Source organism: Henriciella marina, from assembly GCF_027213945.1.
Lineage (GTDB): Bacteria > Pseudomonadota > Alphaproteobacteria > Caulobacterales > Hyphomonadaceae > Henriciella > Henriciella marina_A.
The window spans coordinates 180,918-204,251 of the sequence record NZ_JAPWGW010000005.1 but is presented as its reverse complement, the minus strand read 5'-3'; the positions used below and the strand labels follow the sequence as shown (position 1 = coordinate 204,251).

At 60.8% G+C, this 23,334-nt stretch carries 21 protein-coding genes and 1 pseudogene; 4 read left to right on the top strand and 18 right to left on the bottom strand.

The features are described 5' to 3' along the window. Position 1: 1 nt before the first annotated feature. The 4 genes and pseudogenes from O4G74_RS15140 to O4G74_RS15125 form a co-directional block, all read right to left on the bottom strand. Positions 2-2,155, bottom strand: a pseudogene (locus O4G74_RS15140) (acylase). Between the two features lie 51 nt (positions 2,156-2,206). Next, positions 2,207-3,577 carry a Na+/H+ antiporter NhaC family protein gene (locus O4G74_RS15135; RefSeq protein WP_269403391.1) on the bottom strand — a complete coding sequence of 457 codons (1,371 nt, stop codon included), beginning with the start codon at positions 3,575-3,577 and terminating at the stop codon, positions 2,207-2,209. A gap of 33 nt (positions 3,578-3,610) precedes the next feature. Then, positions 3,611-4,939, bottom strand: coding sequence for a dipeptidase (locus O4G74_RS15130; protein WP_269403390.1), 1,329 nt, complete (start codon positions 4,937-4,939; stop codon positions 3,611-3,613). Positions 4,940-5,009: 70 nt separating this feature from the next. Next, positions 5,010-6,317, bottom strand: coding sequence for a replication-associated recombination protein A (locus O4G74_RS15125; RefSeq protein WP_269403389.1), 1,308 nt, complete (start codon positions 6,315-6,317; stop codon positions 5,010-5,012). Positions 6,318-6,372: 55 nt separating this feature from the next. Between O4G74_RS15125 and O4G74_RS15120 the strand changes: the two genes are divergently transcribed. Beyond that, a complete protein-coding gene (locus O4G74_RS15120; RefSeq protein ID WP_269403388.1) occupies positions 6,373-7,218 on the top strand; it encodes a TauD/TfdA dioxygenase family protein in 846 nt (281 codons plus the stop codon). A gap of 7 nt (positions 7,219-7,225) precedes the next feature. Here O4G74_RS15120 and O4G74_RS15115 read toward each other — a convergent pair whose 3' ends face one another. Continuing rightward, positions 7,226-7,903 carry a Fe2+-dependent dioxygenase gene (locus O4G74_RS15115; protein ID WP_269403387.1) on the bottom strand — a complete coding sequence of 226 codons (678 nt, stop codon included), beginning with the start codon at positions 7,901-7,903 and terminating at the stop codon, positions 7,226-7,228. Positions 7,904-7,976: 73 nt separating this feature from the next. Between O4G74_RS15115 and O4G74_RS15110 the strand changes: the two genes are divergently transcribed. After that, on the top strand, positions 7,977-8,879 hold the full coding sequence (locus O4G74_RS15110; protein WP_269403386.1) for a hypothetical protein: 903 nt from the start codon (positions 7,977-7,979) through the stop codon (positions 8,877-8,879). Between the two features lie 77 nt (positions 8,880-8,956). Here the strand turns inward: O4G74_RS15110 and O4G74_RS15105 are convergent, their stop codons facing one another. The 11 genes from O4G74_RS15105 to O4G74_RS15055 all read right to left on the bottom strand — a co-directional run bounded on the left by O4G74_RS15105 (position 8,957) and on the right by O4G74_RS15055 (position 20,601). Then, positions 8,957-10,966 carry a S9 family peptidase gene (locus O4G74_RS15105; protein ID WP_269403385.1) on the bottom strand — a complete coding sequence of 670 codons (2,010 nt, stop codon included), beginning with the start codon at positions 10,964-10,966 and terminating at the stop codon, positions 8,957-8,959. Between the two features lie 91 nt (positions 10,967-11,057). After that, positions 11,058-12,587 carry a Do family serine endopeptidase gene (locus O4G74_RS15100; protein ID WP_269403384.1) on the bottom strand — a complete coding sequence of 510 codons (1,530 nt, stop codon included), beginning with the start codon at positions 12,585-12,587 and terminating at the stop codon, positions 11,058-11,060. An 82-nt stretch (positions 12,588-12,669) separates the two neighbouring features. Beyond that, the gene (locus O4G74_RS15095; protein ID WP_269403383.1) at positions 12,670-14,118 is read right to left on the bottom strand and encodes an MFS transporter; all 1,449 of its coding nucleotides are present in this window, start codon (positions 14,116-14,118) and stop codon (positions 12,670-12,672) included. Positions 14,119-14,154: 36 nt separating this feature from the next. Beyond that, complete coding sequence (locus tag O4G74_RS15090; RefSeq protein WP_119378483.1) at positions 14,155-14,445, bottom strand: putative quinol monooxygenase; 291 nt, start codon at positions 14,443-14,445, stop codon at positions 14,155-14,157. Between the two features lie 88 nt (positions 14,446-14,533). Then, complete coding sequence (locus O4G74_RS15085; RefSeq protein ID WP_269403382.1) at positions 14,534-14,926, bottom strand: RidA family protein; 393 nt, start codon at positions 14,924-14,926, stop codon at positions 14,534-14,536. A 7-nt stretch (positions 14,927-14,933) separates the two neighbouring features. Continuing rightward, entirely contained in the window at positions 14,934-15,731 is a 798-nt protein-coding gene (locus O4G74_RS15080) for a crotonase/enoyl-CoA hydratase family protein (protein WP_119455125.1), read from the bottom strand. Positions 15,732-15,819: 88 nt separating this feature from the next. Beyond that, positions 15,820-16,368 carry a hypothetical protein gene (locus tag O4G74_RS15075; RefSeq protein WP_269403381.1) on the bottom strand — a complete coding sequence of 183 codons (549 nt, stop codon included), beginning with the start codon at positions 16,366-16,368 and terminating at the stop codon, positions 15,820-15,822. A 73-nt stretch (positions 16,369-16,441) separates the two neighbouring features. Continuing rightward, on the bottom strand, positions 16,442-17,599 hold the full coding sequence (locus tag O4G74_RS15070; RefSeq protein WP_269403380.1) for an acyl-CoA dehydrogenase family protein: 1,158 nt from the start codon (positions 17,597-17,599) through the stop codon (positions 16,442-16,444). Between the two features lie 33 nt (positions 17,600-17,632). Continuing rightward, the gene (locus O4G74_RS15065) at positions 17,633-18,274 is read right to left on the bottom strand and encodes a hypothetical protein (RefSeq protein WP_269403379.1); all 642 of its coding nucleotides are present in this window, start codon (positions 18,272-18,274) and stop codon (positions 17,633-17,635) included. A 2-nt stretch (positions 18,275-18,276) separates the two neighbouring features. Then, positions 18,277-19,473, bottom strand: coding sequence for an acyl-CoA dehydrogenase family protein (locus tag O4G74_RS15060; protein WP_269403378.1), 1,197 nt, complete (start codon positions 19,471-19,473; stop codon positions 18,277-18,279). A 114-nt stretch (positions 19,474-19,587) separates the two neighbouring features. Beyond that, complete coding sequence (locus tag O4G74_RS15055) at positions 19,588-20,601, bottom strand: nicotinate-nucleotide--dimethylbenzimidazole phosphoribosyltransferase (RefSeq protein WP_269403377.1); 1,014 nt, start codon at positions 20,599-20,601, stop codon at positions 19,588-19,590. Positions 20,602-20,713: 112 nt separating this feature from the next. On the opposite strand from O4G74_RS15055, the gene O4G74_RS15050 reads away from it, so the two are divergent. Continuing rightward, on the top strand, positions 20,714-20,920 hold the full coding sequence (locus tag O4G74_RS15050) for a DUF1289 domain-containing protein (protein ID WP_269403376.1): 207 nt from the start codon (positions 20,714-20,716) through the stop codon (positions 20,918-20,920). A gap of 17 nt (positions 20,921-20,937) precedes the next feature. Continuing rightward, complete coding sequence (locus O4G74_RS15045; RefSeq protein WP_269403375.1) at positions 20,938-21,468, top strand: retropepsin-like aspartic protease family protein; 531 nt, start codon at positions 20,938-20,940, stop codon at positions 21,466-21,468. Here the strand turns inward: O4G74_RS15045 and O4G74_RS15040 are convergent. Next, on the bottom strand, positions 21,455-22,279 hold the full coding sequence (locus O4G74_RS15040) for a sulfite exporter TauE/SafE family protein (protein ID WP_269403374.1): 825 nt from the start codon (positions 22,277-22,279) through the stop codon (positions 21,455-21,457). The two genes, O4G74_RS15045 and O4G74_RS15040, sit on opposite strands and share 14 nt — an antisense overlap. Further along, positions 22,279-23,298 carry a tRNA dihydrouridine(20/20a) synthase DusA gene (dusA, locus tag O4G74_RS15035; RefSeq protein ID WP_269403373.1) on the bottom strand — a complete coding sequence of 340 codons (1,020 nt, stop codon included), beginning with the start codon at positions 23,296-23,298 and terminating at the stop codon, positions 22,279-22,281. The genes O4G74_RS15040 and dusA overlap by 1 nt, the downstream gene beginning before the upstream one ends. Positions 23,299-23,334 lie beyond the last annotated feature (36 nt).

Below are 23,334 nucleotides of genomic sequence, written 5' to 3'. Positions count from 1 at the left end.
CCTAATCAGGCCAGGCGGGCCGGTAGGTCCGTACAGCATTTTCCTCTATGGCGGCGCGTTCAATCAGGGCGCGCCGCCATTTCATGTCGGCAAAGAGCGGCGCCTGATCGGCATAATGGGGTGAGGTTTCATCCAGCGTCGCCGCGCCAAACTGGTGGATGACTTCGGCCGTCTGCTCGCCGGCCTCATTCCACTCGACCAGCGCGATCCATGTATCGCCAGCAGCTGCCGCCAATATGCCCGTCTCTCCAATCTCTGCCGGATAGATCGCGCGCAGCGTGTCGGGGCCACCATCGAGCGGCAGGCTGACCTCGCCGCGCACCAGCCGGTTCACCTCGCCCCATTCAGGATCAATGCGACCATGATGGGTCATCAGCCAGTCGACTGCTTCACGGAACGCCTCCGCCGGCGCTGGCGGCGTGCTGCCATCGATTGAGCTGCGGATTTCACGGATGACCGTCAGCACACCAAGCGCGGCATAAGTATTCTCGCGGTTTGTTCGTCTGTCCCATGCGCGCAGGTGATCGGCGGCCGCAGCCAGCGCCTCGTCATCGCTCCAGTCTTCAGCGAGCACTTCTTCGATGACCGCTTCTGTCTGCGAGCCCTGCGCATAGGACTGGTCGAACTTGATATCGAGCAGACGCGTGCGCCCGATAGGCTCGTCGTCGCCTGTCAGCTCTGCGATGCGTAGTGAGCGGTTTGTCTCATTTTCCTGTAGACCGATGGCGGCCGGGAAGTCTTCTGGCTTCAGATTGTCCGCACCGTCAGTTGCCGAATAGGGCGTATTGTTCGCATTGTAGACAAAGCCGCTTTCCGGATTAACGAGCATCGGCACAGCCTCGAACGGCAGATAGTCCTGCCAGATGAGATCGGAGCGATCGCCGGGAAGATCCTTGCGCCAATCCTAGCCGGGCGCTCTATCCGGGTACTGAGCATTATGGATGAAGGCTATATTGCCCGCTTTATCCGCATAGACGTAATTGATGCTCGGCAACGCGTTCATCGACATGGCGTCCATGAATTCTTCAAGAGAGCCTGCCTTGTTTAGACGGTAATATTGCTCCAGCTGTCGAACCTCACCGCGCCCGGCATAGCGGATGGCATAGGTGCCGTGGCCCCCTTCGATCACGGGCCCGTGCACGGAATGCTTGAGCGTACGCTTTGCCTTGAACGCGAACGGGCCGAGTAGGCCGACACGGATGGTCACGGTTTCGGTCTCGAAGTCACGCCACTCGCCGTCCAGCCTGTAGCGGTCCCCAGACTCGTCAACTTCCAGCCGGTAGACATCCGCAAGGTCAGGCTTGTTGACGGTGTTGGCCCAGCCAAGGTCCTGATTGAAGCCATGCAGAATGAGGGGCGTGCCGGGGAACAGGCCGCCAGTGATATTAAGCCCCTCCTCGGAAATGAGATGAGCCTCCCACCAGGCGACAGGCCCGGTCATGGGCTGGTGTGAATTGATAACGAGGCGGGTTACGCCGTCGCCAGACCGCTCCGGGGTGACCGCAAACGCGTTCGACCCGCGTTCTGGCTGGCCATGAGGCACCGCGTGAAACGCGTCGCGCCCGCCACTCGGGTCAAGTGCAATGGCCGCCTGACGTTCATCACCGAACAACTCCATCAACGTTGAATCGAGACCGTAGAAGAAGGGCGTCTTGAAGACGAAACCCGCGACGACGTCTTCTGCCGTGAAGGGCGCGAGACCCGCCCACGTCGCGCCCGGGTTTTCAGCGGCGTAGAGATTAAGGCCAGCGGCATAGGCCTCTGCGATGGCTTTTACATCTTCAGGTACATCCTGTTCGTACCGCTCATCGACCGTGTCCCAGACACCGAGCAAGGCAACGATATAGTCCGTCGGGGCCGCACCAGCGCCGTCATACCGAGCCAGCACGCCGCGAGTGGCAGCGACGACATTCTGGATCGTCTCATAGTCATCTTCGGCATGCGCATAGGCCACGCCGAATGCGACATCGGCGTCACGGGCGCCATAGATGTGCGGCACGCCCCAATTATCGCGGATGATCTCTGCATCGTAGTTTGAAGCTGCGGCGGCGAGTTCTTCTTGCGGCGGATTGCTGCCAACCGGGTCCCAGAGCCAGATGGCGAGCCCGACAACAGCAACAATAAGGGCGACGAGGCCCCATCTCAGGATCCGCATCATGGGCCCCTCCCCTTCAGTTTCTTTTATATCCGTGGAGGCGTGCACGCTTCAAAGCGTGGTGGCAATACCCGCTGCGAGATAGCTGACCACGGCGAGGAGCCCGGCGCTGAGCGCATAGGGCAGCTGCGTGCGCACATGTTCGATATGGTCACATTCGGCCGCGAGACTTGCGATGATCGATGTGTCGGATATCGGCGAGCAATGGTCACCGAAGACGCCGCCACCGAGGACTGCTGCGAGGGCAAGCGACGGCGGAACACCGCTGCCGAGCGCGAGCGGGATGGCGACAGGTACGAGGATGCCATAGGTGCCCCAGCTTGTGCCCGTCGTGAATGAGGTGATACCCGCCACGACAAAGACGATGGCCGGCAGTGCCCATGCGAAGGATATACTGCCTGCAAGGCTGCCGAGCACTTCGCCCGTGCCGAGCGCCTTGAGGCTCGCCCCCAGGACGAGCGCAAGGAAGATCACCGTAACCGCAGGCAGGAGGTCGCCCATGCCCTTGAAGCCTGTTTCGATAAGGCTTCCCTTCGGCTCCTTGCCGGAGCGTAAGAGCAGAAGAAATGCGACAGCGGTCGCAATACAGACCGCCCACAGGATGGATTGAGAGCCTGAACCCTCCAACATGTTGCCGCCGCCTGTCCACAGCATGAAACCAAGCGCACCGCCGACGAGAACCAGTAGAGGCACACCCATATTGAAAGCACTGCCCGTGCCTGTCTCTTCTTCAGGGGCATCGTCATTCGCCGCGATCGTCTGTTCTTCGCGTGCGCGCAGCGGACCGAATGTACGGTCGCTGATGACGGTCAGCCAGACGCCGGCCAGCGTCAGAAGCGCATAGAAATTGAGCGGAATGGTCGCCACCAGCACCGCCAGAGGATTTTCGAGATCGTACTCTGCGATGAGGCCAAGGACGAAAGCACCCCATCCATTCAAAAGGATCAGGATGCTGACGGGGGCGGACGTCGAGTCGATAATGTAGGCGAGCCGCTCCCGGCTCATCTTCAACCGGTCGAAAAGCGGCCGACCCATGATGCCGGTCGTCAGAAGGCTGATATTGGTTTCAACGAAGATGAGCGTACCGGTCAGCGCCGTGACCGCACCTGCCCGCCGCCGCGTGCCTGCCGCGCCCGTGCGCACCAGCCAGTTTACCATGCCGGCAATCCCGCCGGACCGGCGCATATATTCGATCAGCGCGCCGATGATCAGGCAGAACAAAAGGATGCGAGTGTTGCCTTCACTGCCGAAGACGGAGACCGCCCGCTCGACGCCGCCAAGCAGGCCAAGCGCCGGGTTTCCCCCGGCGATCAGCGTCTCCGATGTCCAGATGGCGAGGCCCAGCGCCCAGTAGACATTGCGCGTCCAGACAGCGAGGGCGAGCGCCAGGACAGGCGGCAGTAGTGTAATCCAGTCCGCCATTATTGAACTCCCGTCACTTCGCCCTGAAACGCGTTAGTTCAGAACGTCTGGTGATTCCAGTTCAGAGGTACGGGCCTCTTCGGCCTGACGCAGGAGGCGCAGCATGTTGCCGCTCCAGAATTTCTCGATGTCCTGCTCGCTATAGCCGGCCTCAAGAAGCGCCGCGGTCACTTTTGGAAGGAAAGTGATGTCAGTCATTCCGTCGACGCCGCCGCCGCCATCCCAGTCGGCGCCCATGCCGACATGGTCCGGCCCGACAAGGTCGAGCGCATAAAGAAGGTGCTCCATGAACTTCTCGAAGGTCGAACGCGGGGCCGGGTACTGCGTGTCGATCTCTTCACGTGCAGCCATGTATTCCTCACGTGTGGCGTCGTCGAGATCGTAATAGCTGCCGCCGAAACGCTCTTCGAGGTCAGCCATGGCCTGCTGACGCTCAGCGCTTGGTTCCAGCGCCTCGAGGTAGCCGCCATAAGCGTTGATCTGGATGACGCCGCCATCTTCAGCGATTGCCGTCAGTAGCTCGTCCGGGATGTTGCGAAAGTGGTCATAGACGCCATCAACGCCTGTATGGGACAGAATGATCGGCGTCGTGGACAGCTCAATCATGTCGTACACCGTCTCATCCGAAGCGTGCGAGCCGTCCAGCACCATGCCAAGCTCATTCGCCTTGCGCACCAGTTCCTCACCAAGCGGCGACAGTCCGCCATAGGAGTCGCCAGAGACATCTGTCGCGCTGTCGGCGAACTGGCTGTCACGGAAATGGACGGGCGCGATCATGCGCAGGCCGCCGATATAGAAGGTCTCCATCAGTGAAATGTCGGTGCCCAGCGGATAGGCATTTTCCATGCTCTGATAGACGACTCGCTTGCCTTCGCCTGCAATGCGTTCAGCGTCGTCGGCGGTGAACGCGAGTTCGACCTCGTCACTATACTTTGCTGCAAGTTCGCGGATCGACATCTGGCGCAGCATCGCCTGGTTGCGGGCTGCGGCATAGGAGGCTTCGTCGAGTGGCCCCTGCGCGGTGAAAATCACCCAGAACCCGCCATCAAGGCCGCCTTCCTTCATACGCGGTAGATCTACGTGAGTGCCGTCCTGCTCAAAAGTCTGGCGGACAGAGAAGTCGTAATCAGGCGTATGGAAGTAGGCCGGAGTATCAAGGTGCGTGTCCATGACGAGCATGCCCTCATGGATAGACTCCACATTTTGGGCCACGCTCATGGGAGCGGCGACTTCAGCACTGGACTGGGCCTCAGCTGGGGCAAAGATTTCACTGCCGCTTGGCTCAGCGTCCGGGTTGCACGCGGCAAGCACCGCAAGTGCGCCTGCCATCATGAGACCATTGCGAAAGTTGAAACCCGTCATCCTGTTACCCCTTTAATCAATCTGTTGGCGATACCAGCAGAAGCCGGGCCGCGCTGCAATCGCAGATGCGTCATTCACCCCGGCTCTTGCGCAGTTCTGCCCAGCGTTTCAGCCGTTCGGCGATGGGGCCTTCGCGCCCCTGCCCCTTGGGCTGATAGAAGCTTTCGCGCTTCATCCCGTCCGGGAAATAGTTCTGACCTGAAAAGCCCTCTTCGGCGTCATGGTCATAGGCATAGCCTTTCCCATACCCCTCGCCCTTCATGAAGGCAGTTGGCGCGTTCAGGATATGCTTTGGCGGCATCAGCGAACCGGTCTCTTTCGCGGCGCGCTGCGCGGCCTTCCAGGCAGTGTAGACCGCGTTTGATTTCGGCGCTGTGGCGAGGTGGACGACCGCGTGGGCGAGGGCAAGCTCGCCCTCCGGGCTGCCGAGGCGCTCATATGTGCGGGCCGCTTCATTCGCGATCATCAGCGCCGTCGGGTCGGCAAGGCCGATATCCTCTGACGCCATGCGGACAATGCGGCGGGCGAGATAGAGCGGGTCTTCGCCGCCTGTGACCATGCGGGCAAACCAGTAGAGCGCGGCATCCGGGTCCGACCCGCGTACCGATTTATGCAGGGCGGAGATCAGGTTGTAGTGCTCTTCCCGGTCCTTGTCATAGGCGGGCGCGCGCTTCTGCAATGCCTGGCTGAGCGCTTCTGGCGTCAGCTCAGTGCCCTCATCAGCCAGGGTGAAGGCCTGCTCGGCAAGGTTCAGCATATAGCGACCATCGCCGTCGGCCATGTCGATCAGCGCTTCGCGGGCGCGCGCCTCCAGCGGCAGTTTCCGGCCTTCAAGCGCTTCGGCGCGGACGAGCAGTTCTTCCAGCGCCTCTGGCGTCAGGCGCTTGAGCGTCAGCACGGCGCAGCGCGACAAGAGCGCGCCGTTGATCTCGAAACTCGGATTCTCCGTTGTCGCGCCGACTAGCGTCACGACGCCCGCCTCGACGAAAGGCAGGAAGCCATCCTGCTGCGCGCGGTTGAAGCGGTGGATCTCGTCAACGAAAAGCAGCGTTCCCTTGCCCGTTGAACGTCGGTTCTCGGCCCGATCAAAGGCGGCGCGCAAATCCTTCACGCCGGAAAAGACCGCGCTGATCGCCTCGAATTCGAGATCGGTTTCCTTGGCCAGCAGCCGCGCAATCGTCGTCTTGCCGACACCGGGCGGCCCCCAGAAGATGATCGAGGAAAGCCGCTTCGTTGCCAGCATCCTGCCAAGCGCACCTTCCGGGCCAAGCAGATGGTTCTGCCCGACGACTTCGGACAGCTTTGCCGGGCGCAGCCGGTCAGCCAGCGGCCGCGGCGCTTCATCAGCCATACCGGAAGCGGAAAAGAGATCACTCATGCGTCACACCTAGCCCGCGTCAGTGCCCGTGATAAGGTGGCAGCTGGAGGAACCCATGACACTGACCATCACCCAAAGCGGTGAGGCGTGCGGGGCGCGCGTAACAGGCATAGACCTGAGCCAGCCCCTCAGTGAGGCAACCGTTGCGGAGATCCGCTCGGCCTGGCTCACCCATCACGTCCTTGCCTTTCCGGGCCAGAACCTCAGCGATGATGATCTGGAGCGGTTCACGCAATACTTTGGGCCCTTTGGCGACGACCCGTTCATCGCGCCGATACCGGGCCGAAAGCATATCATCGCCGTCAAACGCAACGCCGATGAGACCGGCCCGGTCTTTGCCGAGACGTGGCATACTGACTGGAGCTTTCAGGCCTCACCGCCCGTCGGCACGTGCCTCTATGGCATCACTATTCCACCCATTGGCGGTGACACGCTTTTCACCAATCAGCACAAGGCGCTGGCAGAGATGCCTGACGATCTGCGTGAAAAGCTGGACGGCAAGATAGCAGTCCATTCGGCGCGCAATGGCTATGGCAAGGCAGGCCTTTATGGCGAGAAGGATGAGGGCCGGAGCATGGACATCCGCTCTTCCGATGAAGCGCTCGCGACGCAGTCCCACCCCATCATCCGCAAGCATCCAGAAACCGGCGAGGAAGGCCTGTTTGGCTGCGCCGGATACATTATCGGCTTTGAGGGCATGGACGAGGAAGAGAGCTGGGCCCTTCTGACAGAGCTCTATCGCTGGCAGACGCGGCCCGAGTTTCAGTACCGCCACAAATGGTCGGCGGGCACGCTGCTCATGTGGGACAACCGCTCATGCCTGCACATGGCGACGGGCGGCTATCAGGGGCATGACCGCCTGCTGCATCGAACGACCATTGGCAGCCGCGCGGCGGCCTGATTGTCGGTCAGACCTCCGACCAGAGGCGACGCAGATTCGCGATCACCTTTGAGAGCGCGAGATGCTCTGGCGCGCCTTCTGGCAGGGAGGCGCGCATCGAAACTTTCAGGTTGGCAAGATCGAACAGGATGTCGCGCTGCTCGCTGGTGCGCACCTGGCTCTGTACCCAGCCGACACAGACTGTGCGCTGGCCAGACGTGATCGTCTCTACGCGGTGCAGGCTGGTCGATGGATAGAGGAGAAGCGAGCCAGCCTCGAGCTTCATCGAATGGATCATGCCCGCCCAGTCGATCGTCAGCTCACCGCCTTCATAATCGGCCGGGTCATTGAGGAAGAGCGTGAAGGACAGGTCCGTCCTGAGCCGGTTTGCGCCTGTGCCCATCAACGCATTGTCGACATGGGTGCCATAGCCCTGCCCCTCGCCGCTGCGGCTAACAAGGAGGCGTGACAGGCGCGCAGGCTGGGCGGCGGCCTGAAAGACGGCGTTCTTGCGAATGGCATCATTGAGCAGCGTGTGCAGTGCGCTGCCCGAGCGGGACGACAGATCCGCCTGCTCGTTGCGCTTCACCTTCGCCGCTTCTGGCCCCGCCGTCTTGCGCCCATCGGCCCAGCCGGTCTTTGCCAGAAGCTCCTTCGCCTCAGTCAGGGCACCTGCGTCGAGAATGTTTGGAATCGTGATCAGCATCTTGCTTTTGAGAATTAATTGCAGATATAGCTAGGCGTTACCGGAACACTCGCAACAATGAAAGTGCACATCTATGGCATCCAAATACAAATCTCTTGCTGCGCTCGGCCTGTCGACCACGCTTCTTGGCGGCCTTGTAGCGTGCGGCAATGACGTGGAGACCACCCCTGCCCCGGCCGAAACTGCTGCAGCCGAAGACACTGACACCGCGGCGACGCAGACCCCCGACGCACAAACCGACACCTCGACATACGCCATGTCCGGCGGCGAAGGTGAAGGCGAAGGCGGCGAGGGCGAAGGTGGTGAAGGTGAAGGCGGCGAAGGCGGTGTAGACCTTGCAGCCGCCGCGCAGGACCCTGCCGTCTATCGCAGCGCACTCGCCATGACCGAAGCGCATATCCGCGCCGGCATCGACGCACTGGACGCGGGCGAACGCCGCGCAGCCGGCGAGATGTTCGCCCACCCGGTCAGCGAGATCCTGCTCGACTTCGAACCGGTTCTCGTCCAGCAGGGCGTCGAACCCTTCGCACAGAAGCTGAGCGATGCGTCGGCCGCAGTGTTCGCTGAAGAATCCGCACAAGACCTCCGCGCGCGCGCCGAAGACATCATCGACACGCTGCGCGCAGCCGCCGAAAAGGCACCCGAGGGAAGCGACAGCGAAGCCGTGGTAGAAGGCAAAGTGATCGCAGACCAGATCGACCGCGCCACTGCGCAGTATGATTCAGCGAGCCGCACGGACGCCTATGAGCCCTACCTCGATGGCTATGGATTCTACAAAACGGCGAACGCGTTGCTGGAAGACCACCGCGCCGACATTGAAGCCGACGCGCCAGAGTTCGTTGAACAGGCTGACGCCGTACTCGCCATCCTGGCAGAGGCCTACCCCACGGCAGACCGCCCGGACACGCTGGACGCTGACCAGTCTGTCATGGCGGCCGGCAATTCAGAGCTCCAGCTGATCGTCAGCGGCCTCTAGGGCGTTGCTTATAGGCATCGCAAAAAGAAAAGGCCGGGCAGATCGCCCGGCCTTTTTTATTCGCGTTTGAGGTTGGCCTAGTCAGCCGCGGTATCGCTTGCAGCGCCCGCTTCCTGCTGGGCTGGCTCGCCCTTCAGATAGGTGTTGAGGAAGCTGACATACGCTTCTGATGCGGTGATGCGGTTCTCGCGCTTCTGGAAGCCGTGGCCTTCATCCGGGAAGAGCACATACTCCACAGTCGCGCCATTTGCGCGGGCAGCTTCGACCAGTTCATCGCTTTCAACCTGCAGCACGCGCGGGTCGTTTGCGCCCTGGATGACCAGCAGCGGCTTGGTGATCTGGTCGGCATGGAAGAGCGGCGAGATGCGGCGCAGGCGCTCTTCATCCTCCGCAGGGTCGCCCATCTCATCGTAGAGGGCATCGCGGAAAGAGCCCCACCATGGCGGGATGCTCTCAAGCGTGCGCAGCCAGTTGGTCACGCCGAAAATGTTGACGCCGACATCGAAGACTTCCGGCTCGAAGGCCAGTGCGGCCGCCACCATGAAGCCACCATAGGACCCGCCGATGATGCCGATCTTGTCAGAGTCGATCCCCTCGACGCCTTCAAGATATTCACGGCCATAAACAATGTCCTGAAGGTCGTTTTCGCCATGGTTCTGGTCATCGAGGTGAAAGAAGGTTTTCCCATAGCCCGATGAGCCGCGATTGTTCGCGCCCAGCACGGCGTAACCATGATTGACGAGGTGCTGGATCGTCGCCGAATAGCCGCGCGTTGTCTGGCCGCCCGGCCCGCCATGCACCCAGACGAGCGCCGGCACAGGGTTATCTGCCGATGCCTGTTTCGGCATGTAGAACACCGCCGGAATTTCCAGCCCGTCAAAGCTTTGGTATCGCACGATCCTTGCCGTCACGAGGTCGTCCTCATCGATCGCTTCTGGCAGCGCAGACGTGAGGCGGCTGGCTTCGCCGGTCTCAAGATCGGCCATGTAGAGGTTGAAGGGCGAGGTATCGGTGTTCACGCCGAAAGCGATCTCGCTCTCATCCCGACTGAAGCGGACCTGTCCGACTTCGCCATCCGGGATGTTGCTCAGGGCCACTTCCTCTCCGGTCTGGTTGTCGAGAATGGTCAGTTCCGTCAGCGCGTCGTTGTTGATCGCGGACACCAGATAGCGACCTGTCGGGCTGTCGAAGACGTAGGACACATCCCAGTCTGCCTGAATGAGCGGGCTACGCTCTCCGCTTTTCAGATGGTAGGTCCAGGCCTGGTTGAACTCGCCGTACTCATTGGTGGCGTAGATCAGCGTCTCGCTGTCGGCAGTGAAGTCATAGACGCCATAGGCGATGTCGCCTTCGTGCTCAGTGATGAGTTGCTGGGTCGCTTCATCTGCCAACAGGTCAACGAGGAAGATGTTGGAATCCGCATTCGTGCGTTCCTTGGACTGTGCCAGCCAGCGGCCATCTGGCGAGACACCAGCAATGTCCTTGCCGTCATTCTCGAAGATCATCTCACGCGCATAGTCGCTGGCCCGATAGGCGTAGAGGTCATTGGTCTGCGGGTCGCGCTCATTGGTCTGGACGTAGAAGACCTCGCCGTCGCCGCGCCAGCCGACAAAGCTTGCGCGCGTTTCCTCGCCTGGCGTCAGGTCGCGCAGTGTGCCGTCTTCCTCGCGCACATAGACGTGGAAGATCTCATTGCCGCCGCCATCAGACGTCAGCAGCGCCCGGTCGTCGTCCGGAAAGAAGGATTGGGCATAGATGGCATCGTTATTGGAGTTGGTCAGCGCCGTAACCGCGCCGGTCTCGTCCATCGTGACGGCATTGTAGATGCCGGTGACATCGGTGGACGCAAGGATTTCGCCGCCCTCAGCCGAGAATCCATAGCCGTTAGACGAGACGAGAGAATAGCTGATCGTTTCGTGGAACAGGGCAGCTGGATACGTCTCCACCTCCATGCCGACAAGCGGCGTGTCGCCAGCATCGGCGCTTTCGCTCGGCGGCGTTGGAGCCGTCGTTTCGACTTCCTGAGTCTGCGCGCAGCCAAAGACGAGCATGGACGCACCAAGCGCCAAAGCAGTTCTGAGTTTCATGGGTGTGCCCCTCCACATCTGATGATGATGCGGACGCTATCACCGCCGCCGAGGGGTGGCGAGGCTAGACCGGGCAGATTCTCGAATTCACTTAGAGCCGCAGCGTCCCGCTGATCCGGCGACCATTGCGATCAAGTTCAATCGCCCAGGTGGACGTCTTGCCGCCGAGCGCCTCATCGAGATCGCTCAGGCCCTCGATCTGCTTGTCATTCACCGACACGATCAGGTCCCCCGGGCGCACGACGCGCCAGGCATAGGCCCCGCGCAGGATGCGCGTGACAAGGACACCGGTTTCGAACGGGTCACGGCCAAGCTCTTCGGCAAGGCGTGGCGACAGCTCTGCCACCTCGGCGCCAGAGAAAGGATGACGCCCTTCGAGAAGCTCAAGCTCTGCTTCAGTTGCGCCGGGCGGCGGGGCAAGCTCTACGCTGATAGTTTCGAAAGATCCGCCGCGCAGGACGGTCAGTTCGGAGAACTCACCCGGTGAACGCGTCGCCGCGAGGAATTTGAGCCCCCGCTCGTCGAACACTTCGCGGCCATCAATCTCGGTGATCAGGTCGCCGCGGGCGATACCGGCTTCATCGGCCGGGCCGTTCTGGAAAACTTCGGTGACCATCACGCCAAGTGGGCGGTCGAGACCTTGCGCCTGAGCGATGTCATAACTCACAGACTGTGCCTTCAGGCCCAGCCAAGGCCGCACGATCATGCCTTCATTCACGGCCGCATCGACGACGCGGCGTACCATTTCAGCCGGGATGGCAAAGCCGATTCCGTTCGAGCCGCCGGAGCGCGAGAAGATCGCGGTGTTTACACCGACAAGCTCCGCCTTTGTGTTGATCAGCGCGCCGCCGGAATTGCCGGGGTTAACCGCTGCATCGGTCTGTAAGAAGAAGGAATAGTCCGACACGCCAACATCGGTGCGCGCGGTGGCCGAGATGATGCCGGTCGTCACCGTCTGGCCGACGCCGAACGGGTTGCCGATGGCAAGCACGATATCGCCGACTTCCGTGTCGCGCGTATCGGCGTATTTGACGGTCGGGAGCGGGTCGCCATCATTGTCGATGCGCAGCACGGCAAGGTCTGTGCGCTCATCAGACAGGACCAGCTCGGCCTCATATTCGCGGCGGTCGGAGAGGACGACCAGGAACTGGTCGGCATCCTTCACCACATGGCTGTTGGTCACGATGACACCGTCATCCGACACGATCACACCAGAGCCGAGCGAGTTCTGCACGCGCTCTCGCGCACGCGGTGTCGCACCAAAGAATTGTCGAAAGATGGGGTCATTGGCGAAAGGCGAATTGCTCTGCCGCACGACGCGGCTGGTATAGACGTTCACGACCGCCGGGGAGACCTGTTTGACCAGCGGCGCGTAGGAAAGCTGGACTTCGGCCTGGCTCTGCGGGACGCGGCGGCCGGGCATAAAGAAGTTGCTGTCCTCTCCAGCCTCAGTCTCACCCGCCAGTTCAGTCTCAGACGGAGATGGCTGCGATTGGGCGCCGGCCTGCTGGCCGAAGGAGAAAAGCGGACTGAATACAACGGCCAGCAGCGCAAGGACCGCGATGGCCGAGATGAAGAGCAGTTTCGAAACGTGCCGTGTCATGGCGGTGTTATGCATCATGAAAATGGCTCTATTGCGGCCTTGGCGAGGGCGCAATCTGGCACCGCATGACATTTTTGTCAGCTGGTGCCAGTTGGTGGGCCTAGCTTTTCTCGAAACGCGGCTGCGTCGTTGCCCCTGATCGGAGGGCTTCGAGATTGGCTTCATGATCTTCGCGGCTGATCCGGTAGAAGCTGATGCAGACCATCATGATCGTCCACAGCGTGAGCAGGCTGAGCGCATAGCCCCAACCAAGGATGCGGATGGATTCCTCGCTTGCCTGCGCAGCCCGCATACCAGGGGTGATGGACGCGACCGCGAGGACACCCGACGCCGTCAGAACGCCCATGCCCTGGGCCAGTTTGCGCATGAAGCTGATGCCAGCGAAATAGATGCCCTCTGACCGCCTGCCGGTGGCGAGCTCATTCTGCTCGACAATGTCGGCGACCATGGAGGCTGCCAGCATCTGATAGGCGATGATGAGCGCTAAATCGAAAATTGTGACGGTGATCACGATGTAGTAGAGCGCATCGCTGCCGTTTGGCGGCAGGAGGCCGAACTGGCGCAGGATCACTGGCATGGGTGCGATCGTGAAGGCGAGGAAGCCGATGATGATGGCGGCCTTCTTCTTGCCAAACGCCTTGCCAACCGGCGGCGCGATGACAAGCGCAAGAATGGCAGAGACATAAACTGCGACGGTCAGCCCGCCGATCTGGTCATTTGTGAATTCCCAGAAGAAGCCGTTGATGTACTGGTTCAGGGTCGCAGAGATGCCGCTCGCCAGAAGGCCGAACAGCGTCGCGATGAAAAGCGCCCGGAAGGACGGGTTCGACACAGTTTCCCATATCTCCCCGAGGATCTTTACGGGGGTCAGCTTGCGCGCGGCAGGCGGAGCCTTGAGGTGCGGAATATGCCGGTGCGTACCAAGCGATGTAATGGCGATGGAGGCAAAGATACAGCTCGCGCCAATCAGGCCGTAAGTGTTCCAGCCAGGGATGTGGAAGAAGCCGGACGGGTCGCCTTCACTCGATTTCAGCAAGAAGAAGAACAGGATGATCTGTACGGTGAGACCGCCAACCCATGCAAAGAAGTAGCGGAAGGACATGAGCGACGTGCGCTCATCATAATCCTGCGTCAGCTCTGCAGCCAGCGCTGTACTTGGCACCTCGAAGAAGGTGTACATCAGCCGCACGATGACCGTGAAGCCGAGCAACCAGGCGAAAAGGTTGAGGCCTGAAAGCTCTGTTGGTGGGTTCCACACAAAGAAATAGGCAATCGCAACCGGCAGCATCGCGATATACATGAGTGGATGCCGCCGGCCCCATTTCGTCCGCATATTGTCGGACCAATAGCCGACAACCGGGTCGGAAAACGCGTCGATCAGCAGGGCAATCCAGAGTGCCGCGGCGACGAGGACGGCCGATAGTCCCATGATCTGGCTGTAGAACAGCAAGAGGACGTACTCGAAGCCATTGTTTTTGATGCCGCCCGCCGCGCCACCAATGCCATAGGCGAGGCGGGTCGCGAGGCTCGGCTTACCGGTCTCAACCATATCGGGCCCTCCTCGGGGACGACGCGTCAGAGGGTTTTATTCAACGATATCGTAGCGCTCGATTTCCGGTTTTCCGCCGAGACAGCCTGCCATTTTTGGACCAGCCGCTTTGAAGTATTCGGTCTGACCGTGCGCCTTCAGCGCCTCATCGTCCGAATACTGTTCCATGAAGATATAGGTCTGCGGATCGGACTGCGAGCGATAGAGCTGATAGGTGAGACAGCCAGGCTCATTCGCTTTGACCTTGGCCATCAGGTCCTTGCCGACCTGCTCGAACTCATCATTCTTGCCTTCAGCAATTTGCAGCTTCGCGACGATACCAATCATGTAGTCCTCCCTTGAGGCGTTTTTCGCCTTTATCGAAGGAGAGCTTATCGACTAGCGGAAAGCAGGCAAGGCATGACGTGGCGGAGGGCTAAGCCCCCGCGCGGAACGCCGTCACTTCGATTTCGATCTTCATTTCAGGCGAAATCAATCCCGCGATCACCATGGTCGCTGCGGGCCGAATGTCGCCCATATGCCTGCCGAGAACAGGCGCAACCTCATCGACCAGCGCGCGGTCGGTCAGCGTGTACTGGACGCGTACAATGTCCGACATGGCAAAGCCTGCCTCCTCAAGCACACCGGCAATCGTGGCAAAGCAGGCCTCTGCCTGCGCGGCAGCCTCCACCGGCATGGTCATCGTCGCGTAATCATACCCCGTGACCCCGGCGACAAAGCACCAGTCTCCCTGCACGACCGCACGCGAATAGCCAAATGCCTTCTCGAAAGGCGAACCGGTGGAGATCAGGCGACGCCCGTTGGGCATTGAAGACCTACTTACCTTCAAACTTTGGCGCACGCTTTTCGAGGATGGCGTGAACGCCTTCCATGTGGTCCTCGGTCTCGTGCATCAGGGCTTGCGACGCGGCCGAAAGCTCCATGATCGTATCGTAGGAGGCAGACTGGCCGTGGCGCAGGAGGGTCTTTGCGAGGCGTAGCGCCTGCGGCGGCTGGACAGCCATACGCTCTGCCAGTGACATCGCCGCGTCCATCAGCGCTTCTGGCGTGTGGACTTCAGAGATCAGCCCCCAGTCGAGCGCGGTCTGTGCATCGATCACATCACCGGTGAAGAGAAGCTGTGCGGCACGCGCATTGCCGACGATCCGCGGCAACAGCCATGCGCCGCCATCACCCGGGATAAGACCAAGCTTCAGGAAAGTAACACCGAACTTCGCCTTGTCCGACGCGATGCGCACATCCGCCATACAGGCGACGTCACAGCCAAGGCCGATCGCCGCGCCATTCACGGCAGAGATCAGCGGGACTTCGAGATTGTAGAGCGACTTCACGACCATATGGATATTACGGCGATAGCCATTGCGGATCTGGTTCGGGCTGCCGCCGAAGGCGCCAGTCTTGTCGCGCATGGCTTTCACGTCGCCGCCAGCCGAGAAAGCGCGGCCTTCGCCCGTCAGGATCGCGACACGGATATCCGGATCGGCCTCAATCTCTGCGCAGGCGGCTGCGACGGCCGGGCCGTCCCCTTCCTGGCCGAGGGCGTTCATCATGTCCGGACGCGTCAGCGTCAGCGTAGCGATGGATCCGGATTTTTCGAGCTTGATGACGGACATGGTGTCTCCCTCAATAGTTGGTGCAGTGTCTGATTTTCCTGATCGGACTATGGCAGCCTTGGGACCATGTCGAGTGGTCACGCGGCTCTTATTCGCTGGCAGGGGTGCGGTGATAGATGCCCGTGAACCAGTCGTCCCAGCTTTCCGTCTCTGAATTATACTGCTGGAAGTGCTGGGTGACGCTGCCATCGGCCTCTGGTGTCCAGCTTCCCCGGAAAGGCGCGGTGTTGCCATTGCGGTAGGCGATCTTGCCTTCGAGGCGCATCTCGCCGTCATCGGTCAGCTTTCCCGCATAGTCGATCGTCGCCCCGCGGGCGACCCAGACCTGGCGCCATTTATCGAGGCCGGTGTCGTAGAAATTATAGCTCTGACCCGTGGTGCCTCGCGCGCCTGTCCACCGCTCAATCAGAAGGCACCCATCTTCGGCTTTCGTGATCGAATTGGTGCCCGCAACCTGTCCGTCCGGTGTGGTGACATCCCACTCGCCCAGCCAGAAATCAAAATCGTCATAGACCTCACCTTTACAGGAAGGCGGTGCAGGCTGAGGCGCGGCCTCGCCGGCGTCTTGCGCGCCTGCCACCGGCTGGAAACCCAAGCCCGCGACCAGAGCGGCCAAGGCAATAGAAACCTGTTTCATCTTCACGCCCCAATAGAAAACCCGGCCTGCAGTGTTGCAGGCCGGGTCTTTTCGTCAAGTTTGTCGAAGGCGCCTATTCGGCGGCCATCGCCTGGTCATCACCGCTGAGGCGGGAGTAGCGGCGCATGTGGTAGTCCACATTGCCATACTCGCTGTCGATCATGGTAAGGCGCTTGAAATAGTGGCCGACAGCCAGTTCATCCGTCATGCCCATGCCCCCATGGATCTGGATGGCTTCCTGGCCAACGAAACGGCCGCCCTGGCCGATGCGGACCTTGGCCGCAGAGACGGCTTTCTTGCGGGTCACTTCGTCTTCGTCGAGTTTCAGCGTCGCCATATACGTCATGGAAATCGACTGCTCGTGTTCCATGAACATGTCGACCATGCGGTGCTGGAGCACCTGGAACTTGCCGATTGCGATGCCGAACTGCTTGCGTTGCTTGGAGTATTCGACCGTCTGCTTGTGCGCGACGCCCATGGCGCCCATGGCTTCAGCGCAGATCGCAACCGTTGCCTCGTCCACGATACGCTCGATCAGTGGCAGGGCCTTGCCTTCTTCGCCGATCAGATTGCCGGCTGGGACAGACACGTTCTCGAAATAGACTTCCGAAGCGCGGCGACCATCGACCGTCGGATAATCGCGGGTGGTGACCCCCTTGGCATCCTTCTCCACGATAAAGACTGAGATACCATCCTTGTCGCGGCGGTCGCCGGAGGTGCGTGCCGTCACGATGAGGTGGCTTGCCCATGGCGCGCCAACGACGACAGCCTTGTGGCCGTTCAGCGTATAGGCATCGCCGTCTTTCTTGGCGGTGGTCTCAAGATCGTTGAGGTCATAGCGCCCGCGCGGCTCTGCATAGGCGAAGGCAAACACGCGCTCGCCGCCAATGATGGCTTCGAGGTGCTCGGACTTCTGCTCTGGCGTACCGGCATGCTTCAGGAAGCCGCCTGCGCAGACGATGGTCGGCACATATGGCTCGACGACGAGCGCCTTGCCGAACTCTTCCATGATGACCATGGAGTCGATCGAGCCACCGCCAAGACCGCCATCTTCCTCAGAGAATGGCGCCGCGAGCAGGCCGAGCTCTGCGAACTGCTGCCACATTTCCGGGCGCCAGCCGCTTTCGCTGCTCACAACCTTGCGGCGCGTATCGAAATCATACTGATCGCGCAGCAGCCGAGCCAGGCTGTCGCGGATCATTGTCTGTTCGTCTGAGAAATTGAAATCCATTACGGTCTCCTCCGGGAATTTCTTAGGTTTTGTCTAGTTCAGAAGTGCCGCGCAATTCCCGAGCGTGTCGGGCGACGGCGCCTCTAGTGTTTCGTCAGATTGCGCAATCAGCGTGACGCGGTCCTTGCCCGTCTCACCCCAGTCCAGCGCAACTGTATATGGCTTGTCGGAAAGCACGAATACGATTTCGTCTTCGTGCTCCTCATCGTCTTCCGGAAAGTCGAATACGACCTTGTTGGCGCTAACGGTCTCACCCATCAGGAAGAAGTCCTCGCGCGCACCAACCCTGATGACGGGGCTACCCGTATAAGTCGTTTCTTCCATGACACTGCCTTCGGTTAACGGGAAAAGCGCAGCCAACCGGCCGCGCTCTGCCTCGTCTGGCATGTGGTCCTCGCGACAACTGCGATAGTCGATGCCGGAAAACAGCGCATACAAGTCTGGACCGACTTCATCGCCCTCATAGAGCCCCTCATCTTCCAGAAGCTGATAGATTGCCCAGTCCTCTCCTGCTGCCACAATGCGTTCCCGATAGCTTGAGTCCATGCTGTCATAATGGCTGACCCAGAAAAGGGATACGCCTGCCTCAACGTCAGGAATGCCCTGACCTGCAGCGGGAAGTGCCGGGGCAGCAATTGCGATACTGAGTGAAGCGATTGCTGCCCGGGCTGACATGACTAGAGCCCCAGGATCATCTTCGTGATGATGTTGCGCTGGATCTCGTTAGAGCCGCCATAGATCGACGTTTTGCGCATGTTGAAGTAGCTCGGGGCTGCCTGGTGGGCATAGTCCGGGCCAATCGGGAACTCATTGGAGCCGTCCTCCGGGAAACCACGGAAGTATGGGTGGCCGTAATGGCCAACGGCTTCAAGCGTGAGCTCGGTCAGGCGCTGCTGGATCTCGGTGCCCTTCACCTTGAGGATGGAGCTTTCCGGACCAGGGCCCTTGCCCTGTGCCTCACCCGCCAGCGTACGCAGCTCGGTGAATTCCAGTGCAGTGAGGTCGATCTCCAGCTGCGAGACCTTGCGCAGGAAGTCGTCGTCATTGATCAGCGGCTTGCCTTCAAGCAGCTCGGTCGAAGCAATCTGGCGAAGCTTCTCGACACCGCGCTTGGAGCGGGCGACGCCTGCAATGCCGGAGCGCTCGTGAGCGAGCAGGAACTTGGCATATGTCCAGCCTTCGTTTTCCTTGCCGACGAGGTTCTCTACGGGCACGCGAACGTCGGTCAGCCACGTTTCATTCACTTCATGGCCGCCATCGATCGTCTTGATCGGCTTCACCTCGATGCCCGGCGTGTTCATGTCGGCGAGAATGAAGGAAATGCCTTCCTGCGGCTTGGCCGCATTCGGGTCGGTGCGGCAGAGGAAGAAGCCCCAGTCAGCGTGCTGGGCCAGCGTGGTCCAGGTTTTCTGGCCATTGATCACATAGTGGTCACCATCGCGGACAGCGGTCGTTTTGAGCGAAGCGAGGTCAGAACCGGCGCCCGGCTCGGAATACCCCTGACACCACCAGACAGACCCGTCACGGATGCCGGGAAGGTGCTTGGCCTTCATTTCTTCGGACCCGAATGTGTAGATCACTGGGCCGACCATGGAGACGCCGAAAGGCAATGGCATGATCGTGTCCATGCGGGCGTTTTCTTCCGACCAGATATATTTCTGCGTCGGGGTCCAGCCGGTACCGCCATACTTTTCTGGCCATGCAGGAACAGACCAGCCCTTTTTCCCAAGGATCTGGTGCCAGGCCAGCATGTCTTCTTTGCCGAGGTCTTCACGCGCGCCAACGCCGCGAAGCTGCTCAGGATAATTGTTCTCGATGAATTCGCGGACTTCCTTGCGGAAGGCCACTTCTTCGGGCGTGAATTCCAGATTCATTTGCGCGCTCCTCTAGTGTTTTTGCTCTTACGCACGTGTTCTGCATCCCGCCTACAGCGAAAGCAAGGTGACGCGAACGTCAACGTAAATCATGTCGCACCCAAAAGGCAGCTATCAGGCGCCTGACTGGTCCGGTTTTCCCAGAAATGGCGCGCAGGCGGTCCGCAGGAGGCCAATTGCCGCAACCGATCCCATTCCGCCGCCCGTATTGAATTCCATGGGCAGAAGCGGGGTCATATCCAGGCGGTCCAAGGCGGCCTGATGGGCCGGACGGCGCGTGACATGGCCTGCCAGCACATGCTCGACCGCACTCGGGTTCATCGCATGGACGATTCCGGCAGCAATCGTCGTCGCAAAGCCATCGAGAACGACTGGCACAGACTGTATTCGCGCGGCCAGAATCGCCCCGACACAGGCGGCCAGTTCGCGCCCACCAAGGCATCGAAGCGCCTCCAGCGGGTCGTCCAGACGGCCGCGGTGCCGGGCAAGGCCAGCATTCACCGTCTTGATCCGCGCGGCACTGATTTCCTTCGGCGTGGATGGGCCGGGCCTGACCCAGTATTCTGGCGTGCCGCCATACAGCCCGCAGGCCACCGCAGCAGCTGCGGTACCGATACCGGCCCCGACAACGCCGAGCGCCAGCAAGTCTGGTTTGCCTTCCAGGGCTTCGAAACCATAAGCGATTGTCGCTGCGCACTCGCGCTCACTCATGGCGGCGCCATCGGTAAAGTTCGCCGTCGGCTTCTCTATAGCCAGCTCGAAGATCCGTATGTTCGCCTCATTGGCGGCGGCAATGGCGGAAAGCGGCGACCTGCCTGCGCGCAGGTCTTCGACGCGCGTTTTAGTATTCTCGTCGGACGAGAGAGAGACAGCGCCATCGAGCGCGGTCACGCCATGGGAACCCGCAAACACAGCCAGGGTCGCGTTTTCTATCCGCGGCGGGTAACGCCGCTGCCAGCCAGCCAGCCACTCAGCCGCTTTGCCTAGCTTGCCGAAATCACCCTGCCGCCCCATGCCGAGCAGCGCGTTGTGCACCTGTTCACTGCTAGATGCATCCGGAGCGATATCGCGCATCGCAAGCTCGCGCACGTCGCTGAAAGGTGTAAATGATTCAAGCGCCTTGCTCACACGATTCCCTCTCACTGGATTTAACGGGAAACCGCATGATCCAGCCCTCGAAGTCAACGAAACTTTCGTGAATTTTTGACATAGTCCATTTGCTGCTGAAGAACAGGCCCTGATGACTACACCCCGACCCACGCCCATCGCTTCGCCCTGCAAGAAGGTTTGCGCCGTAGACGGACAGACCGGGCTCTGCCTCGGTTGCGGACGGACCCTGCGTGAAATCGGAAGCTGGTCGAGCCTGACCCCTGAACAGCGCGAGGAGGTCATGCAGGAACTCGACGAGCGGATGGAGCGTCTTCAGTCGCTCGGAAAACTCGGCTGAGGCGAGGACAGACACGGATGAACCATAAATTCCTAAGCCTGATGGTCAGCGCCGGGGCGATTGCGGCAGCGCTGGTGCTCATCCTGATTCCGAAGATCGAAAACGCCGAGGCTGCTTCCGAAGAGCGGGCCGCAGAGACCGTGAATGTCATCGAGGCCGCAAATCCTGACGAGATGCGCCGCACTGCCGTCATGCTCATCAAGTCTGACGGCCATTATTGGGCCCGCACCCTCGTCAATCGCAAGGCCAGCGTCGACTTCATGGTCGACACCGGCGCCAGCACGGTCGCGCTGACGCAGGTCGATGCCCAGAAAATGGGGCTGCGGCCACGCGACCTGACCTACGATATCGAGATCCGCACCGCCGGCGGCATCACTTATGGTGCCGATGTCGTCATCGACTCCATCAGGATTGGCGAAGTGGAAGTGCGTGATGTCCGCGGCGTTGTCATGCAGGATGTGCTGACGCAGTCATTGCTCGGCATGAGCTTTCTGCGCGAGCTTTATTCCTATGAATTTCGCAGCGACCGGCTGATCATCCGGCAATAGTCTTCCAGATCATCCGCACTGAAACGAGTACGAGAAGCACGCCGAACAGCTTGCGCAATAGGCCTGCATCCAGTTTGTGGGCGAGCGCGGCGCCGATTGGCGCCATCGTAACTGTGCAAACAGAGATCAGCGCGAAGGCCGGTAGGTTCACATGGCCGAGCGAGAATGGCGGAAGGCTTTCGCGGCCGAGGCCGTTCAGGATGGCGACAATCGCACCAGGCAGGCCGATCGCGACCCCAAAGCCTGCAGCCGTGCCGACTGCCTGATGGATCGGGCGGCCACAGATCGTCATCAGGCTGACGCCGAACGTGCCGCCTCCAATTCCCATGATAGCAGACAGAGCGCCAAGACCGGTCCCCAGACCTGCACGCGGCACGCCGCCGGGAAGATCTTCAGCAAGCTTCCAGCTTGGCCTGCCAAAATAGAGCTGCAGCGCGAGTATGAGGAGAAGCGATCCGAAGGTAAGCGTCAAAGCATCTTTCGAGACAAAACCCGCCACCAGCTGCCCCAGGCAGGCACCGACCACGATCCAAGGCGCCCAGCCCTTCAGAACTGCCCAGTCTACTGCTCCATGCTGATTATGAGACATGACGGAGCGGATGGAGGTCAGGATGATCGTCGCGAGAGAGGTTGCGACGGCAACGTGCATGGCGGTCTCGCCATAACCGAGTGCCGTCAGCAGAAAATAGAGAACCGGCACGATGACCGCGCCGCCGCCAATGCCGAAAAGGCCTGCCGCCAGGCCCGCGGCGATACCGGCAAAAATCAGCGAGATCATCAGAACGCCATACTCGGCGAGAAACGCGTCCATCAGGCAGAAACCTTCGCGTCGGCAATATGCGACAGCGCTTCATCCAGCACGTCGAGACCGGCGCCCTCCTTGACGGCCTTTTCAGACAGCGTCCGCCGCCACGCGCGTGCGCCCGGCTGGCCCGCAAACAGCCCTAGCATATGCCGCGTCATGGATGACAGCTTTACCCCTTCGTCCAGCCGCGCTGCCATATATGGCCGATAGCGCTCCAGAGCGGCCAGCGCACCGTCCATGTCAAAACTGTCATCGCCGATGCCCTCATGGATCAGTCTGTCCGCCGCCAGCAGGCAGGCCGGCGTCTGATAGGCCGCCCGGCCCAGCATCACGCCATCAAATGTCTCAAGATGAGTGGCCGCGTCCGCCATCGTCTTGATCCCTCCATTGAGGATGAGCGTCAGGTCAGGCCGCTCGGCCTTGAGGTCTGCCACGAGGCCATAGTCGAGCGGCGGGATATCGCGGTTTTCCTTCGGGCTGAGGCCAGACAGCCACGCCTTGCGCGCATGCACAGTGAACACTTCACACCCTGCATCCGCGACTTGGTCTACAAAGCCGAAAAGCGTTTCGCGCGGCGGGTCATCATTGACGGCGACCCGGCACTTCACGGTCACTGGAATGGACACAGCCTCGCGCATTGCGGCGACGCAGGCCGCAACTGTCGCAGGTTCCTGCATGAGGCAGGCGCCGAACCGGCCGGACTGCACGCGGTCCGACGGACAGCCGCAATTGATGTTGACCTCATCATAGCCAAAGCCTTCGGCAATCCGGCTCGCCTCGGCAAGCTTTGCCGGATCCGACCCGCCAAGCTGCAGGACAAGCGGGTGCTCCTCCTCGCTGAACCCGATCAGCCGCGCCCGGTCGCCATGAATGACGGCATCCGCGGTCACCATTTCGGTCCACAGCAAGGCCCTCTGCGACAAGGCTCTGTGGAACATCCGGCAGTGCCTGTCGGTCCAGTCCATCATGGGCGCGACGGAAAAGCGCCAGGTGTCGCTGTTGGGATAAGGTGTTGTGTCAGACATGGATGGCCGGCTCGCTCGATTGCGCAGCGCACCTAT

Bases quoted from the DNA above. Each gene is read 5' to 3' on its own strand.
- O4G74_RS15135 (WP_269403391.1), bottom strand. From the start codon at position 3,577: ATGGCGGACTGGATTACACTACTGCCGCCTGTCCTGGCGCTCGCCCTC.
- O4G74_RS15130 (WP_269403390.1), bottom strand. From the start codon at position 4,939: ATGACGGGTTTCAACTTTCGCAATGGTCTCATGATGGCAGGCGCACTT.
- O4G74_RS15125 (WP_269403389.1), bottom strand. From the start codon at position 6,317: ATGAGTGATCTCTTTTCCGCTTCCGGTATGGCTGATGAAGCGCCGCGG.
- O4G74_RS15120 (WP_269403388.1), top strand. From the start codon at position 6,373: ATGACACTGACCATCACCCAAAGCGGTGAGGCGTGCGGGGCGCGCGTA.
- O4G74_RS15115 (WP_269403387.1), bottom strand. From the start codon at position 7,903: ATGCTGATCACGATTCCAAACATTCTCGACGCAGGTGCCCTGACTGAG.
- O4G74_RS15110 (WP_269403386.1), top strand. From the start codon at position 7,977: ATGGCATCCAAATACAAATCTCTTGCTGCGCTCGGCCTGTCGACCACG.
- O4G74_RS15105 (WP_269403385.1), bottom strand. From the start codon at position 10,966: ATGAAACTCAGAACTGCTTTGGCGCTTGGTGCGTCCATGCTCGTCTTT.
- O4G74_RS15100 (WP_269403384.1), bottom strand. From the start codon at position 12,587: ATGATGCATAACACCGCCATGACACGGCACGTTTCGAAACTGCTCTTC.
- O4G74_RS15095 (WP_269403383.1), bottom strand. From the start codon at position 14,118: ATGGTTGAGACCGGTAAGCCGAGCCTCGCGACCCGCCTCGCCTATGGC.
- O4G74_RS15090 (WP_119378483.1), bottom strand. From the start codon at position 14,445: ATGATTGGTATCGTCGCGAAGCTGCAAATTGCTGAAGGCAAGAATGAT.
- O4G74_RS15085 (WP_269403382.1), bottom strand. From the start codon at position 14,926: ATGCCCAACGGGCGTCGCCTGATCTCCACCGGTTCGCCTTTCGAGAAG.
- O4G74_RS15080 (WP_119455125.1), bottom strand. From the start codon at position 15,731: ATGTCCGTCATCAAGCTCGAAAAATCCGGATCCATCGCTACGCTGACG.
- O4G74_RS15075 (WP_269403381.1), bottom strand. From the start codon at position 16,368: ATGAAACAGGTTTCTATTGCCTTGGCCGCTCTGGTCGCGGGCTTGGGT.
- O4G74_RS15070 (WP_269403380.1), bottom strand. From the start codon at position 17,599: ATGGATTTCAATTTCTCAGACGAACAGACAATGATCCGCGACAGCCTG.
- O4G74_RS15065 (WP_269403379.1), bottom strand. From the start codon at position 18,274: ATGTCAGCCCGGGCAGCAATCGCTTCACTCAGTATCGCAATTGCTGCC.
- O4G74_RS15060 (WP_269403378.1), bottom strand. From the start codon at position 19,473: ATGAATCTGGAATTCACGCCCGAAGAAGTGGCCTTCCGCAAGGAAGTC.
- O4G74_RS15050 (WP_269403376.1), top strand. From the start codon at position 20,714: ATGACTACACCCCGACCCACGCCCATCGCTTCGCCCTGCAAGAAGGTT.
- O4G74_RS15045 (WP_269403375.1), top strand. From the start codon at position 20,938: ATGAACCATAAATTCCTAAGCCTGATGGTCAGCGCCGGGGCGATTGCG.
- O4G74_RS15040 (WP_269403374.1), bottom strand. From the start codon at position 22,279: ATGGACGCGTTTCTCGCCGAGTATGGCGTTCTGATGATCTCGCTGATT.
- dusA (WP_269403373.1), bottom strand. From the start codon at position 23,298: ATGTCTGACACAACACCTTATCCCAACAGCGACACCTGGCGCTTTTCC.